The following is a 16604-nucleotide window of genomic DNA, read 5'->3' as shown; positions in this document are numbered from 1 at the left end:
GGTGACGGGCGATGGCGCGACGACGCAGATCAACGACACCATCGACGATGTGAAGGTCGTACTGACCGCCACTGCCAGCGTCGCCGAAGGTGGCCAGATCGTCTACACCGCCAGCCTCGTGGACAAGAACGGCGTGGCCGTGACCAACGTGGGTTCCGACCTGGTGATCAAGTTGGATAACAACTTGAGCATTACCATCGGCAATGGCAAGACCAGTGGTACTGCCAACTTCACCGCGCCGAATGACTTCTACGTCGGTGCCAAGGATATTTCCGCCAAGATCACCAACGTGGTCAGCGGTGGCGACAAATATGAAAACCTGATCCCGGTCGGCACGCCAGTGGTCACCAAGGTAACGGACGTGACGAGCAACACCGTGATCAGTATCGCGGGCGACGCCTCGGTTACCGAAGGCCAGACCGCTCACTACACGTTGAACCTGACCCAACCGGCGGAAACCGAAGTCACGGTGACCCTCTCGTACAAAGGCGTGGCCCAGGACGGTTCAGACTTCACCGGCGTATACACCGTGAAGATTCCGGCCGGCCAAAGCACCGCCACGTTCGATATCAAGACTATCGACGACAAGCTGACCGAGCCTACGGAGAAGTTCGAGATCAGCATCTCTGGCACTTCCGGCGGCAACTTCGAGAACCTGGTGGTCAGCCCCACCAACGGTAAAGTCGAAACCTCGATCATCGATAACGATGCACCACCGGTTATCGATCTGGATGCCAACAACTCCAGCGGCGCCACCGGGAACGACTTCAAGACCACGTTCACCGAAGGCGGCAATAGCGTGTCGATTGCTGACACCGACATCAAGATCACCGACCCGGACAGCACCCAGCTGACTGGCGCCACGGTGGTGCTGACTAATACTCAGCCGAACGATTCGTTGGGCTACAGCAACGTCACCGGTATCACCGTGACTTCGGTCACAGACCCTGTCACCGGCAAGATCACCCTGACCTTGACTGGCACGGCGTCGCTGGCTGACTACATGCAGCAGATCAAGAACATCACGTTCAGCAACAGCAGCGACAACCCGAGCACCACGCCACGGACCATCACCGTGACCGTGACCGACGGTGGCAACTACTCGAACGTGGCGACCACCACAGTCAACGTAACGGCAGTCAACGACGCACCGGTTGCCACTGGCAGTGCCGTTACCGGTACCGAAGACACGCCGCTGAAGCTGACCTGGGCTAACTTTGGGGTCACCGATGTGGATTCCCCTCAGACCAGCCTCGGGGTGAAAATCACCGAGCTGCCAGTTGCCGGCAAGCTGCAGTTCCTCGCAGCGGATGGCACCACCTGGACCAACGTGAGCGCCGGCCAGACCTTCACCAAGGCGCAGATCGACGGTGGCCAGTTGCGCTTCACGCCAAACGCCAACGAATCCGGGGCCGACGGCTACGGCGGCACCGGTGTGGGCAACAAGCAGGCTGATTATGCACAGTTCAAGTTCCAGCCAACCGATGGCAAGGACCTGGGCACCAGCACTACTGTGAAAGTCGACATCACGCCGGTTGCGGATGCGCCAACCTTGAGCGTTGCCGACAACAACATCGCCTCGATCGGCCTGACCAAGCAGAGCTGGAACAGCATTGCGAACCTGGGTACCAACGGCAACGGCGCCTCGGCGACCGTGCTGAAAAATGCGATCGACAAAGCAGGCACGCCAAACAGCACGACGATTGCCACCGACGTCACGTCAACTGCAGACGTACCGGGCGGCGCCGGGTCGAAGACCTCCGGCCTGATCTACCTGGAAGCCGGCAAGACTTATACCTTCAGCGGTTATGGCGATGACAGCATCCTGGTCAACATCGGCGGCAAAGACGTGGCCAGCGGCACCTGGGGCTCGAACTCCGGCCAGTTCAGCGGTACGTTCACGCCGACCAGCAATGGCTACTACAGCATTGATATCTACCATGCCAACCAGGCGGGCGCCGGCAGCTATGACGTCAACCTGTCGGTCAACGGTGGTCCGGTCACTAACCTGAGCAATACCAACATCCCGATCTACACCGGGGTCAATGACCTGATCAACGCAGGTGCCCAGGTGTCTGACCTGCACGGCACCAACGGCCAGGGCTACTACGATGCGTACAAGCTCAACGAAGGGCTGGAAAACGGCACGGTCAAGCTGACCAAGGTCACCACCGGCCTGACCGATACCGACGGTTCGGAAACCCTGAGCGTGAAGATTGGCAGCATCCCGGTGGGCGCAGTGCTCAGCGACGGTGCCGGGCATACCTTCACGGCGACCAATGGCCTGACCGAAGTCAATGTCACCGGCTGGGACCTCAATAATTTGAGCCTCAAGCCACTGCCTTACACCAGCGGCCAGTACAACCTGACCGTGACCTCGACCTCCACCGAAAGCCTCGGCGGCTCGGCCACAACCGTTGCCAATCTGCCGGTCAAGGTGTACCCGGCAACCTATAGCGGGAGCACGGCGACTTCGGGCGATGACAACGTCATGGGCACCAGTGGCAACGACATCATCGTGGCGGACGTTTCGGGCCTGAACGTGGTGCAGGGCAAGAACTACAACATCGCGTTCATGATCGATACGTCGGGCAGTATGGGTGCGGACTCGGTGGCGGCGGCGAAAGCCTCGCTGACCACCGTGTTCAACTCGCTGAAAGACAGCATCGGCTCCAGTACCTCTGGCATCGTGAATATTTTCCTGGCGGACTTCGATACCCAAGTCAACCAGACCGCTACGGTCAACCTGAAAGACCCAGGTGCCCTGGCTGCCCTGCAGAAAGTCCTGGACTCGATGGTGTCTGAAGGCGGGACCAACTACGAAGACGTGTTCAAGGCCGCATCCAACTTCTTCAACAGTGCCCAGGCGACCAGCAACACTGGCGCAATCAACACAACGTACTTCATCACCGATGGCCAGCCGACGTATTACCAACGCAGCGAGCAGGGCAACCCGACCTTGTACGGCAACGTCAAGCTGGATGATGTCGTCAACATGAACAACTACACCTTAGGCACCGCCACCCGGATCACTATCGACTCGACTCACCTGATTGATATTGATGCTGTCGGGAAAATGACGCTCTGGATCAACAACGGGGGCTGGTCGCAGTACAACCCGGGAGTCATCCACGCCCAAGGGGATGGCACTTTTGAGCTGTCGGTGCGTGACGGTTATGGCAACTATACCGACACCACCACCACCACTAACTCCAATAGCGCATTCGCACTGCTCAAGGGCCTGTCCACCGGCGGTGTCGAAGCCATCGGCCTCAACAGTGGCGTCAGCCTGGATCAGTTGAAACCGTACGACAGCGATAACAAGCCACAAGCCAACATCGATCCGAAGGACCTGGCCAACGCTATCCTCGGTAGCAGCGAGGCCACCCTGCCGGGTGCCGACCGTGTCGATGGGGGTGACGGCAACGATATCCTGTTTGGCGACCTGGTGACCTTCACGGGTGTTACCGGCGAAGGCTACAACGCCATCCAGACCTACGTGGCTGGGAAAAGCGGCGTAGCGGTGTCTGCAGTCACCGGCCAGGATGTGCACAAGTACATCACCGAGCACTACAACGAGTTCAACACCTCGGGTGCCAAGGACGGCAATGACACCCTGCTGGGTGGCTCGGGTGATGACATCCTGTTCGGCCAGGGCGGCAACGACTACCTGGACGGCGGCAAGGGCAACGACATTCTGTTGGGCGGTACCGGTAACGACACGCTCATCGGCGGCCAGGGCAATGACATCCTGATCGGCGGCACGGGTGCCGATACCTTTGTCTGGAGAGCGGGCGACACTGGCAACGATGTGATCAAGGACTTCAAGGCATCGGAAGGCGACCGTATCGACCTGCGCGACCTGCTCAAGGGCGAAACCGACGGCACCATCGACAACTTCCTGAAGTTGACCACGGTGGATAACGTGACCACGCTGCAGATCAGTTCCGAAGGCAAGCTCAACGCCGCCGGTGGCCTGGCCAACGCGGATGTGACGATCAAGCTGGAAGGTAACAACTGGTCCGGTCAGTCGATCAACTCGCTGATCACCGGTGCCGACCCGACCATCAAGGTCGATCACACCTAAAGCAACCCTGAATCGGCCGCCTCTTGAGGCGGCCGATTCATTTGCGGCCACCGTTCACTGGCATGGGGTCGCGATTGCACGGCATACTCACGCCCAATCGCGCGCCGTTGGCCTATGCTCTGACAGGCTGTCGTCAGTTCTTCTCATGAGGGATGTTCAATGTTCTACGTGCAACGTGATGCACAGGGTGAGCTGATTCGCGCCGAGGCGGTTGCCTTCGCCGAGTCGACCGGGACCCTGCCAGCGGACCATCATGAGATCCAGGCCTGGTTCGCCAATGAAGAAGCGGAGGTGAGCCTCAAGCAGCTCAAGCACAGTGACTCGGAGATGATCCGGGTGCTGGAAGACTTGATTCAGGTACTGATCCACAAAGGTGTGATCAACCTGACTGACCTGCCGGTCGCCGCACAAGCCAAGTTGAAAGACCGCAGCCACGCGCGGGAAGCACTGGGTGGCCTGAGCCACCTGATCAATGATGATGAGACCGGCCTGATCTGAGGCCGGCCCACGGCCTCAGCGCCAGGGCGCCGGTTCACCAAACAATTGGCCCTGCACGCCGAAAATCCCCATCTCGCGAATCACCTTCAATTCACCCTCGGTTTCGACCCGCTCGGCAATCAGCGGCAAGTCGATGCTGTGGGCTGCGCGCTGGATGGCTTCGATGAACAGGCGCTTGTCGCTTTCCTGATCGATGTCGCGGATGTAGCTGCCATCGATCTTCAGGTAGGCCAGGCCCAGGCGCGCCAGGTTGCCGATCATGCTGAAGCGCCCGCCAAAGCGTTGCAGGCTGAGGGAGAAGTTCAGCTCGCGCAGGCGCTGGGTCAACTGCTCCAGCACGGCTTGCTCAGGTAGTTGCTCTTCACCGATCTCCAGGGTCAGGCGCGGGCCCAGGTTGGCGTGCTGGCGCAGCAGATCGAACACGCGATTCAGGGCCTGCGGGTCTGCCAGCGTGGCCGCCGACAGGTTCAGGGCCAGCGAATGCTCGTGGCTGGCCATCTGCTTGAGCACCAGCTCCAGCATCAACCGGTCCAGGCGCGCCGACCAGCCAAACCGTTCAAGCCAAGGCAGGAAGCGCCCGGCCGGGATGGTGTGGCCCTGGCCGTCCACCAGGCGCGAGAGCACTTTGTAATGCAGGATCAGTTGCGGATCCTGGCTGGCCACTACCGGCTGGAAATACAGTTCAAAGCGCTGCTGGCTCAGCGCCTGGTCGAGCAGTGAGTGCCAGGCGTGATGATCGTCGCCAACACTGGCGGCTGCGCTGTGGTCCAGGCACACCCAACTGACATCGCCCTGGGTTTCGGCCTGGGCCAGCGCCTGGTCGGCCAGAGTCAGCAGTGCCTGGGGAGAATCACCATGATTGAATGGGGCCAGGCCTATACAGGCAACCGGCGACACATCACTGGCCCCAGTGGCTTGCAGGCTTTGCAAGGTGCTTTCCAGGTTCTGCGCCAGCTGCAACGCCTCTTCACGCATCAACCCCGGCGCCAGCACCGCAAATTCGCCGCCGCGGATGCGCGTGACCAGGTTGTGGGTTTCCGGATACGGCTCGCACTGGCGCAGCAGTTGTTCGCCGACTGCCTGCAGCAACTGGTCGGTGCGCTGGCCGCCCAGCCGTTGGTTGAGACCGGCCAGGTCCTTGACCCGCAGCACCAGCAAGTAACCCGAGTTGGTTTCCTCTGGGTTGCTGACCCGCGCGTTGAGCTGCATCTCGAAATAGCGTCGATTGGCCAGGCCCGTGAGGTTGTCCTGATAGGACTCCACCCGCAGCTTTTCACTGCGCTCGGCCTGTTCCTGGAACAGGGCCTTGAGCTTTTCCACCATCTGGTTCATCGCCTGCACCACCCGGCGCAGTTCCGGGGTGCGCGGCAGATCCGGCAGGCTCAGGAACTCGCGGCGGGCAATGGCGTGAGACTGCTTGACCATGTAGTCCAATGGCTTCAGTTGCCGGCGCAGCAACAGCGCGCCCAGCACGGCACTTACCGCGCCACACAACAGCAGCCAGCCGAGGCTGCCCAGGGCGCTCTGCCACAGCTTGGCCAGGGCAAACATCGGATGGCTGACCACCTCGACCCGCGCCGCCTGTTCCCAGCCACGGCTGACCAGAGCGTCGCCACCGGCCGGCTCAAGGCCGATCAACTTGACGAACCAGTTGGGCACGCCGTTGTTGTCGGGGACACCGCTGCGCTCGACGATGACCTGGTCATTGGTCACGTCGACCACGCGGATGCTCGCGTAATAGCCGCTGTCGAAGATCGAGCTGACCAGCAACTCGACCATCGCCGGGTCGTCGATATTGGGTGTCAGGGACAACGCCAGGGCCGTCGCCGCATCCTGCGCATGGGAGCGCAGCTGGTTCACGTACTGGGTACGCGAGCTTTCCAGGCTGACCATGAAGCTGCCGCTGAAGGCGACCACCAGGAACAGACAGATAGCAATCAACAGCTGTTTGAACAGTGACATCTGAACAGTTACTCCTCGTTGGCCGGCTCGGCGGGGAAGCCTTCCGCACGCATTTTCTTCAGCACATCCTGCCAGCGCGACAGGCGTTTGGTGTCGCCGACCTTCTTGTTGCCCTTGGCGCCCGGCAGGTACAAGCCTTCGGCGTTGAAGGAGTAGACCGGCAGCAAGTCGGTCCGTTGGCTGGCGGGCTGGATTTCGTCGATCAGGCTGTCGAGCACCAGCGGCATGGCCTCTGGCGTCGAATAATAGGTCAAGACCATGTGGGCACGATTCTGCCGCAACGCCTTGACGTAGGTAATGCGCAATTTGTCGCTGGAGACGCCCAGGCGGCGTAGGCTGAAATACTTGGCGATGGCATAGTCTTCACAATCGCCGGCGCCTTTCCACAGGGCTTCGATGGGCGTTTCCCAGTAATCGACCTGGTTCCACAAGTCGATATCCTCGACATAGCGCACCCGCTTGTTGAAGAACAGGTTGACCACCTTGAGCTGCTCCAGCTCACTGCCTTGTTTCTGTGTCGCCAGCAACTGCTGCCAGTCGTCGATACGTTGCTGTCCTGCACCCAGCGGCCCATAGAGCCCCGTGGCGCGCCGGCTGATCTGGGAAAAATCCCAATCGGCATGCAGCCCGCCGGGCAATAAGCCAGCCAGCAGCAGCGCTGAAAACAGCCAGCACAGGATCCGCGAGGGAGTAAAACGTACCGCCAATGGCTTCAGTCCGTAGAAAGAGACGGAGAATCAATCGATGGTGAAGGGTCGATCGGCAAAAGACAATGGCACAGTGCAATCACTCAGCGCCCACTCAGCTAAACCATTGCGCCTTGTAAGACGCCCGCAAGCCATAATGTGCGATGAAATACCGCGCTGTTGAGTCGCTTACAAAGGGAAACCTTGCCTGTTTGACAAGCCTGCATGCAATCTCTAGTGTTCTTTGGATCCAATTAGCCATAACCCATTCCAACAAGAAAGGAGGATAGCGTAGTCGTGACGCACAAGCCGAACCCTTTGAGCAGCATCAAGATCAGTGGGCCCATTCCCGCTCACCTCGCTCGCTCCGTTATCGAAGAAACATTGCGCAACGCCATACTGGATGGCCGTCTGCCTTGCGGCACCGCCATGCGCCAGCAAGAGCTGGCCAGCCTGTTCGGGGTCAGCCGGATGCCGGTGCGCGAGGCGCTGCGCCAACTGGAGGCACAGTCGCTGCTGCATGTTGTAACCCATAAGGGTGCCGTGGTTGCCCCGCTGATTGAAGATAACTCCGCGGAGACCTACGCCCTGCGCATTCTCCTGGAGTCAGAGGCACTGCGTTTAGCGATCCCGTTGCTCAGCGAGAACGATATCGAACAGGCGGGCGCCTTGATCGACACCCTTGAGCGCGAAACCGACTACACCGAAATCGGCCGGCTCAACCGCCTGTTTCATATGACGCTGTATGGCAAGGCACCCAACCAGCGGCTGTTAAACCTGGTGGAACATGGGCTGAACGAGGAGGAACGTTTCCTGCGGTTCAACCTTGAAGCCATGGGGCTGGGCGAAACCTCCCAGGAAGACCACCGCGAACTGCTGAGCCTGGTCGCACAAAAAAAGGTCGAGCAGAGTGTACTGACGCTGCGCAATCACCTGATGCGCGGGATGGAAGTGATCACGCATTACCTCAACAGCATTGAACAGGACAACGATAAAGGGCCGCGGTGACTTCTCCCGACCTTGGCCGCCCCGTGCGCGGCCTGGATCACCAGGCGCCGCATATGTCCAAAGCCGCTCCGTACCCGCCGTCCCCTCCTGGACGGTTGCGCCAACAGACCCGAGATTGACCGACAGGAAACCGCCAGCGTTGCAAAGCAACAGCGAATCAAACCCTGCCCGTTAAGTCCACTTATTTAAACTCGCAAACAACAAGGAAAGTTCCTACTTCGAACAGAAAGTTCAACTACAGCATTTCCCTCCCCGTAGAAAAACCTTATATAACTCAGAAAATATCTGAACACTTAACCAAGTGATTACTCTTTAATGGGGCTTGGCACTTCAGTCGAAAGCGTGGACACAGGCTTGGGCATAACTGTGGACAACGCGCGCGCCAACAAGACTAGCGTGCTTTGTCACTATTTGTTGCTTGCCAGGTAACCAAGCCAGACGCAAGAGCCTCACGATCGGGCAACAAAGCCCTCGCCAGCAACATGCACTTGGTTCTAAACAACCTTTTCATTTGAGTCGACACAACGACTTATGGGCATTAACCATGTTTCAACTACAAGAACTAATTAGACATAAAAAATTGCAACTACATGAACATCCTATTTTTCTAGAGATCAATTCTTTCCCTCAGTTACAACACTTTATGCAAAACCATGTTTTCGCCGTTTGGGACTTCATGACGCTGACCAAACGCCTACAACAGGACCTGACCTGCATGCGCCTGCCCTGGCTGCCGCCGACAGACCCGCAGGCCGCGCGATTAATCAACGAAATTGTCCTGGACGAAGAATCAGACCAGCGCCTGGACACTGGGCACAGCAGCCACTTCGAACTGTATCTGGACGCCATGCGCGAGGTGGGAGCCAGCACCCTCCCCATCGAACGTTTCATTGCGTTGCAGCGAGAGGGGGCAAGCGTCGATAGCGCCTTGGCACAGGTCACGATTGATCCTGCGGTAGAGCGCTTTGTCCGGCACACCCTGGACGTTGCCTTGAACGCACCGATCCATTGTGTCGCCGCAACCTTCCTGCATGGCCGCGAAAGTGTCATCCCGACGATGTTCAAACGCATCCTGGAAGGCAGCAACGTTGCCCACCGGCAAGCCCCCAGCTTGTGCTACTACCTACAGCGACACATCGAGTTGGACGCCCAGGGCCACGAGCCGGCCGCAGAGCGCCTGCTTAGGCGGTTGACCCAGTCGGACCCCCTGCGCGAAGAACAGGCCTGGAGCGCGGCCCTGAGCGCCGTAGAGAGCCGCATTGCCTTGTGGGACGGCCTGCGCCAGGAGGTGAGCCTGTGAACGCTGCCGACTACCGCCCGTTCGCGACCGACTGGGAGCATCGAGCGACCATCCGCACGCGTCCGCGACGCCTGCTGGAAAATGACGACAAGCTGATCTATCCCCTGTGTCGCCAACCGTTGGTACTCAGTGCGAGTTTTCTCGAACATTGCCCACAGTGGCGCGATTTTGTCCTGGTGCAGACGTTCTACAAGTTCATCCATGACGTGGTGATCTTTGAAACCGAGATCGTTGATAAAACCGCACGGGGCATCGCCAAGAATCGCTGTTCAATCCCCTTCCCTGCCGCCTGCCGCCTGCCGCTACGACGCCATGACCGTGGTGGTCGATGAGGACTACCACGCCCTCGTCGCCCTGGACTTCATGCAGCAAACGCTGGAGCAGACCGGTATCGCACCGCTGGAACTGCCGGCGACTATCGAATTGAGCCGCGCCATACCCATCGCGCAGGCACAAGCGCCGGCGCATCTACAGGATGCCGTAGAGCTGATTTGCGTGGCGATTGCCGAGAACACGGTCACCCATGACGTGGCGGCGTTTGCCAAGGATGACAGTGTCAAACAATCGGTAAGGGGGTTGATGGCCGACCATCTGGCTGACGAGGGGCGCCACGCCAACTTTTGGACCTGCCTGGTGCGACTCTACTGGCAAACGGCAAGCGAAGAAGACCGCCACTGTATCGCCCGGGTCCTGCCGATCTTCCTGCAACACTATTTGACCAATGACCTGCAAAGGGACTTCGACCTGCGATTGATCGAGCATCTGGATATCAGTCCCCATGCCCGCGCAGCACTGCGGGTCGAGGTCAACGCCTTGGACTTCCCCATCACCCATCAGCACCCGCTGATCAGTAACATCATGGGGTTGCTGCGCCGCAGTGGGCTGCTGCAAACACCGTGTGTCGCCCAAGCGTTAAACGCCTATCTGCCTGCATCCGGGAGCCCGTCATGAGACGCCTCGGCATTACGCTGGTCGGAACCAGCCCGGCCTTGCATGAACTGGGGCTGGCACTGGCGCCCTTTGGCCATGATCTCGCCGCGCAGGCACCGGCAATCGACCTGTTGATTGAAGACGGCAGCCAGCCCGTCACACAGGACCTGGCCGGCATGGCCGTGATGAGCCTGCGCCTGTCCATCGGGCCCTTGAGTGACAGGGGGCTGCCGGTCCTGCAAATACGCTGCTATGACCGTGCACAACAACTGCTGGCCGTGCTGGACGTGACACCGCCCTCCTGCGGCAACGGTCAACAGCTTCGGCGCCAGGCCGTGGCACGCCTGGCCGAATGGGTAGCGCTGCAAGTCAGTGGTTTCTCGCGCAACCCTGGCCATTTCACACAGCACGCGAGTGCTTCCACACATCCAGAGCAGAGCCTGCTAGGCCTGGAGGGACTGGCATACCTGCATCGCCTGAACCGAACTGATGAACCGCTGCTGATGCAAAAAGCTCGCACGCCGCTGATCAAGCAACTGGAGCAAAGCTTGCGGGTCTTTGCCGACAGGCCGGCCCTGGAGATCGATGGCCACACCCTGAGCTATCGCCACTTGTTGCGGCACAGCCTGGCCATTGCGCAGGTGCTGCGGCCGTTGCTCGGGGCTGGGCAGGCGCCTGTGGTCGGTATCTGCCTGGGCAAGTCTGTCGGGTTGTACGCCAGCATTCTGGCGACCCTGGGCTGCGGCGCGGTGTATCTGCCGCTGGAACCGGGCCACCCACTGCCGCGCCAGCGAGCCATGCTGGAGAATGCCGGCGCCCTGGTGTTGCTCGATGATGGTCAACATCCCTTGCGCGCGCACTTCATGGCTGTGGATGTCAGCCACATAGACAGCCAGCACATCGACGACAACGCCCCCCTGACGCTCACTTCGCCCTCGGCTGACAGCGCCAGCATGGTGTTGTACACCTCGGGCACCACCGGCCAGCCAAAGGGAGTGTTGCTCAGCCAGCATAACCTGGCTCATTTCTCTGCGTGGTACAGCCAGTATGTGGAACTGCGTGAATGCAGCCGCGTACTGCAATTTTCATCGTTGAGTTTTGATTCTTCACTGATCGATCTCTTTCCGGCCCTGAGCCAGGGCGCGACTCTGATTGTTCCCAGTGAAGAACAGCGTCGCGACCCTCATCAGTTGGTTGAGTTGATCCAGCAACAGCGTGTCTCTCACGCATTCCTACCGCCGGTACTGTTAAGCCTGCTCCCGATGGATCGACCGCTGGGCTTGAAGCACTTGGTGACCGGTGGCGACCTCTGTGAACCCCATGTTATCCAGCAGATGGCCGGGCAATGCGCCTTGCACAACCTGTATGGCCCGACGGAGGCCACAGTGCTGGTCAGCAGCCGCCGGATGCGGGCTGACGACAGCAATCTCAACCTCGGTAAGCCAATCGCCAACAGCCAGGTGCTGATCCTCGACGAGCAGCACCGACCGGTCGAGGATCAGGTGGTCGGCGAGCTGTACATTGTCGGCCCCGGGGTAAGCCTTGGTTATGTGAACCAGCCACAACAGACGGCCAAGTATTTTGTGCACCTTGTGCTGCCTGACGGCCAGGCCTTGCGCGCCTATCGTACGGGAGACCTGGCGAAATGGACTGTAGAGGGCATCGAGCTGGTCGGGCGCCAGGACCAGCAGGTGAAGATCCGTGGCTTTCGGGTCGAGCCCCGGGAAATCGAGCAGTGTCTGCGCGCCAGCCAGCTATTTCGCCAGGTGGCGGTGGTGATTGACTGCGATCGCAGAGTCCTCGCGTTCGTGGCCAGCGCTGATCCAAACTATTCAGGCACCGCCGTGGCAGCGCTCAAGCAACATGCCAGGAAGATGCTGCCGGACTATATGCAGCCGACCGTGTGCAAGGAGCTGGCGAGCCTGCCCTATGGCAGCAATGGCAAGGTTGACCGCCAGGCCTTGCTGGCGCTGGCGGTTCAAGCCGCCGTCTCGGACAGCCCTCAACGGCGGCCCAATACGCCAGTGGAAGTGCAATTGCTGGGCCTGTGGAGTGAGCTGCTGGGGTTGCCAGTCAACGAGATCTCGACTGATGACAGTTTTTTCCATCTCGGCGGCCACTCTATCCTGCTGTCAACCATGCTCCTGCGGATTCGCGAGCTGTACGGGCGCAGCCTGCCCCTCAATCGATTTATCGAAGCGCCAACGGTGCAGACGCTTGCGGCGTTGATGGGCGATAGCGCGCCAGGTACCGCGCCCACCGATCGGGCGCTAAGCGATGCACTACGTACGCTGGATATTGCGCTGTTGTCGGGGGAGCATGCCGGTGATCGCCACAAGGCTATCGTGACGGGCGCCAACAGCTTCCTGGGCATCCATATCGTCGAAGCCCTGCTGGTGGCCGGGGCGACAGAAGTGGCTTGCCTGGTGCGCGAAAATCCTAGGCAATCGGCCATTGCACGGTTCACCGAAGCCTTGCGCGAATACCGCCTGGAACACCTGGACCTGAGCCGCGTGCGTGTGTACACGGCCGACCTGCGCCAACCTCGCATGGGGCTGCAAGCACAGGTCTATGAGCACCTCGCCCGCCAGTATGGGGTGCTGGTACATAGCGCGGCCCACGTCAATCACGTCATGGACTATGCATCGCTGGCCCAGGACAACGTGGAGCCGGTGCTTGAATGCCTGCGCCTGTGTGAAACCCATTGCAAGAAAGTGCTCAATTTCGTGTCCACATTATCCGCGTCAAGCAGCGTCGGGCCTGACGGGCAAGTGCTTGAAGCACCTGCGGCAAGCACGCCGCCGCTCTACATCAAGAACGGCTACAACCTGTCCAAATGGGTGGCTGAGCGACTCTTGGGGCGTGCCGCCGGGCAAGGCGCCTGGATCAATATCTATCGACCCGGGAACATCAGTTTCAATAGCCGCAACGGCGTCTGCCAACCGCACAAAAACCGCTTGATGCTGATGCTCAAGGGCTCGCTGCAGTTGGGCCGGGTGCCACGCCTGGGATTGAACTTCGATCTGATGCCGGTGGATTTCCTGGCGCGTTTCATTGCCTTCCACAGTGGCAACTGCGTTGTCGAACGCAGCGTCTTCAACCTGCACAATCCGCAGCCTTTGAGGTGGGAAACCTACGTGGAGTCGTTTCGCCAGGCAGGTCATGCGTTCGAGTTGGTGAGCGTAGCGGATTGGCAACACCATCTGCGCGAAGTGGGTCGCGAGAATGCCCTTTTCGGAGTGCTCGGGTTCTACCTCAATGGGCAGGGAGAGGATATTGGCGACATTTCAATGATTCGCCATGAGAACGCACGCCATGGCGTCGAGCAGATGGGTGCGCAGTATCCCGAAAAAGAACCCGCGTTGTTACGCAGAGGATGCCAGTACCTCAACGCCATCGGCTTTCTGTGAGCCCCGCCATCAGGAAAAACTTATGAGACAGCTACAACCCGATACGTTGATCAAAAACCCCCAAGGCAAGCCGCTGGTGTCATCAGTGGTGACTGCCTGCAGCGCCGCCAACCTGTGGCGGGTCGTAGGTCGATTCGAGGGGTTTGACGCGTTCATTCCTGCCCTGGCACGCATCACAATGACGGGCAGCGGCGTGGGATCGCTACGTAAAAAACGCTTCCACGATGGCAATATCGTCGTGGAACAGCTCAACAGTTACGATGCGCTGGCGATGCACATGACCTGGACCACGATCTATAACACCTTGGGCGTGGCCCGGCTGTGGGCGGCGATGAGCGTCGAGTCGCTCGGGGAGAACCTGGCGCGTGCGACCTGGACCATCATCGCCGAGCCTCTTGATGCCGGCGATAAAGAGGGATTTGAACAGTTCATCCAGGGGTTCGCCGACAGTGCACTGGATAACGTGCGTCGGTTGCTTGGCTGAAAAAAATGGCGCAGTGCATTGCTGCACTACGCCATGTTTACCGCAGGCTGATCAGATCTTGAAACTGTCGACCAGTTGCTTCAAGCGATTGGCTTGTTGTGACAGCGCATCACAGTCTTTCAAGGTCTCGTTGAGATTGGCCACACCTTGCTGGTTCAACAGGTTGATCTGGTTGATATCAACATTGAGCGTCTCCACCACGGCAGTCTGTTCCTCAGTGGCTGCCGCCACCGACTGGTTCATGCCATCAATCTCGACGATTCGCTGAGTCACGCTGATCAAGCGTTCACCCGCCTGGTTGGCGACCTCAACACTTTCTTCGCTGGACACCTGGCTGGCGTTCATCGTGGTGACCGCTTCGCGTGAACCGATCTGCAGCGAGGTGATCATCTTGTGAATCTCCTCCGCCGACTCCTGGGTACGGTGCGCCAGGTTGCGGACTTCGTCGGCCACTACGGCAAAACCACGGCCGGCTTCACCGGCACGGGCAGCCTCAATCGCGGCGTTGAGGGCCAGCAGGTTGGTTTGCTGGGAGATGCCCTTGATCACATCAAGAATGTGGCCGATGTTATCGGTACTGGCATTCAGCGTTTCGATCTGCGTGCAGGACAGGCTGATCTTCTGCGACAGCTCGGACATCGCCAGGATGGTTTTCTCCACCACTTGACGACCGTCATCGGCTTGCTCACTGGCGCCACTGGCGTGTTGCGAGGCGTCAGCGGCGTTACGGGCGATTTCCTGGGTGGCGGCACCCAGTTCGTTAATGGCCGCAGCAACGCTGTTGGTACGGGCGCTCTGCTCGTCAGAGCCGATAATCGAGGCGTTGGACGATGCCATCACTCGCTGGGAAAGATCGTGCACATGCCTCGTCGCTGAAGACACTTCACTGATGGAGGCATGAATGCGTTCGACAAACTGGTTGAACGCGCCACCCAACTCGCCAAACTCATCTTTGCTTTCCACAGCCAGGCGGCGGGTCAGGTCGCCCTCACCCTGGGCAATGTCCTGCATCGCACGGCCCATAGTTGTCAGGGGACGCATCAGCACCTGAATCAACAAGCTCAGCAACACGGCAATCGCTGTGACGGCAATGAACATCGCGATCAAAGCGGAGGTGCGGAATTTACTCAGGGGTGCGTAGGCTTTGTCTTTGTCGATCGACAGGCCTATGTACCAGTCAGCGCCCGGCAAGTCGCTGATCGGGGTAAAGGACAGAATACGGTCCTGGCCATTGAGGACGACGTCCTGATTAACCTTCTCAATACGGACGTTGCTGCCTGGATAGATGTCCTTGAGGTTTTTCATCACGTGGTCCTGGTCGGGACTGACGATCACCTGCCCGTCGCCACTGACCAGGAATGCATGGCCAATGCCACCGAAGTCTACCGAGTTAATGATCTTCACCAGGGTTTGTAGGCTCAAGTCGCCACCGACCACACCGAGCAGTTCACCATTTTTCTTGACCGGCATCGCGATGGTGACGATCAAACCGCCGACGGCGGCCTTATAAGGCGGCGTCAGCATGGGTTTGTCGGCAGCCACAGCCTGCTTGTACCAGGGGCGCTGACGTGGATCGTAGCCGTCAGGCATTTTCGCGTCAGGGCGCTGAGTGAAGACGCCGTTGGTTGAACCGACATAGGTGAACTGAAAGTTCGAGGTGAATGCCGGCTGATCAACCAGACCGGGAAGGTCGGCATTGCTGCCTTGGTGAGCAACGTTCTGCGCAAGGTTTTCCAGGACCAGCACCCGACCACTGAGCCAGTTCTGCACGCTGCTGGCGGTCAGGTCACCTGACTGCTGGATGGATGACTCCAGGTTTTGCTTGATGGTATTGCGCTGCAGGTAGTCGTTGTACAACGTGAAGAGCGCGAAGGCCAAAACCACGACGCCTGACGCGGCCAACAGAATTTTATGACTGAACTTGAGATTCATTTCATCGACTTCTTTTTGCCAAAAGGGGGTGAGCGTGCCGAATGCAACTTTCCATGTACGGTATAGGCGGACTCTACGACCGCTCTATTTCGGTGCACGCATGGCTCATCAGGCTTTCGGCCGAGACTGGATAAATCTTAGAAATTTGTGGGATACATCTTCTTTTTATGTATGAAATCGACAGGCGGTCAGGCTAGAACACTTAGGCCCCAAAACGACAAAACCCCCGCCTGCGTTAGCAGACGGGGGTTTCGGAATTTGATCTTGACGATGACCTACTCTCACATGGGGAAACCCCACACTACCA

9 protein-coding genes and 1 pseudogene are annotated in these 16604 nt (G+C 59.2%); 7 read left to right on the top strand and 3 right to left on the bottom strand.

Features of this window, described 5'->3' with window-relative positions:
• Together H097_RS23135 and H097_RS23130 are read left to right on the top strand one after the other, a co-directional pair.
• Positions 1-4087: immunoglobulin-like domain-containing protein (locus tag H097_RS23135; RefSeq protein ID WP_032862695.1), on the top strand; the 4087-nt coding region annotated here is incomplete at its 5' end.
• 159 nt (positions 4088-4246) lie between these two features.
• Positions 4247-4585 carry a hypothetical protein gene (locus H097_RS23130; RefSeq protein WP_032862694.1) on the top strand — a complete coding sequence of 113 codons (339 nt, stop codon included), beginning with the start codon at positions 4247-4249 and terminating at the stop codon, positions 4583-4585.
• 15 nt (positions 4586-4600) lie between these two features.
• On the opposite strand, the gene lapD is transcribed toward H097_RS23130, so the two are convergent.
• The gene (lapD, locus tag H097_RS23125) at positions 4601-6547 is read right to left on the bottom strand and encodes a cyclic di-GMP receptor LapD (RefSeq protein ID WP_032862693.1); all 1947 of its coding nucleotides are present in this window, start codon (positions 6545-6547) and stop codon (positions 4601-4603) included.
• Between the two features lie 8 nt (positions 6548-6555).
• Positions 6556-7254 carry a cysteine protease LapG gene (gene lapG, locus H097_RS23120; protein WP_032862692.1) on the bottom strand — a complete coding sequence of 233 codons (699 nt, stop codon included), beginning with the start codon at positions 7252-7254 and terminating at the stop codon, positions 6556-6558.
• Positions 7255-7530: 276 nt separating this feature from the next.
• Between lapG and H097_RS23115 the strand changes: the two genes are divergently transcribed.
• The 5 genes and pseudogenes from H097_RS23115 to H097_RS23095 all read left to right on the top strand — a co-directional run bounded on the left by H097_RS23115 (position 7531) and on the right by H097_RS23095 (position 14365).
• Positions 7531-8241, top strand: a complete 711-nt coding sequence (locus H097_RS23115; RefSeq protein WP_032862691.1) for a GntR family transcriptional regulator — start codon at positions 7531-7533, stop codon at positions 8239-8241.
• A 544-nt stretch (positions 8242-8785) separates the two neighbouring features.
• On the top strand, positions 8786-9541 hold the full coding sequence (locus H097_RS23110; RefSeq protein WP_032862689.1) for a DUF3050 domain-containing protein: 756 nt from the start codon (positions 8786-8788) through the stop codon (positions 9539-9541).
• A pseudogene (locus H097_RS23105) lies at positions 9538-10492 on the top strand (diiron oxygenase). The gene H097_RS23110 and the pseudogene H097_RS23105 overlap by 4 nt, the downstream one beginning before the upstream one ends.
• The gene (locus H097_RS23100) at positions 10489-13881 is read left to right on the top strand and encodes an amino acid adenylation domain-containing protein (protein WP_032862688.1); all 3393 of its coding nucleotides are present in this window, start codon (positions 10489-10491) and stop codon (positions 13879-13881) included. Before H097_RS23105 ends, H097_RS23100 begins: the two are co-directional and overlap by 4 nt.
• Before the next feature lie 22 nt (positions 13882-13903).
• Entirely contained in the window at positions 13904-14365 is a 462-nt protein-coding gene (locus H097_RS23095; protein WP_032862687.1) for an SRPBCC family protein, read from the top strand.
• Positions 14366-14416: 51 nt separating this feature from the next.
• Here H097_RS23095 and H097_RS23090 read toward each other — a convergent pair whose 3' ends face one another.
• A complete protein-coding gene (locus H097_RS23090) occupies positions 14417-16297 on the bottom strand; it encodes a methyl-accepting chemotaxis protein (protein WP_032862685.1) in 1881 nt (626 codons plus the stop codon).
• Positions 16298-16604: the final 307 nt, after the last annotated feature.

This window comes from Pseudomonas sp. FH4 (genome assembly GCF_000510915.2).
In the GTDB taxonomy this organism is placed as follows: Bacteria; Pseudomonadota; Gammaproteobacteria; order Pseudomonadales; family Pseudomonadaceae; genus Aquipseudomonas; species Aquipseudomonas brenneri.
The sequence above is the reverse complement of the archived record's forward strand: the minus strand, read 5'-3'. Positions and strand labels throughout refer to the sequence as shown.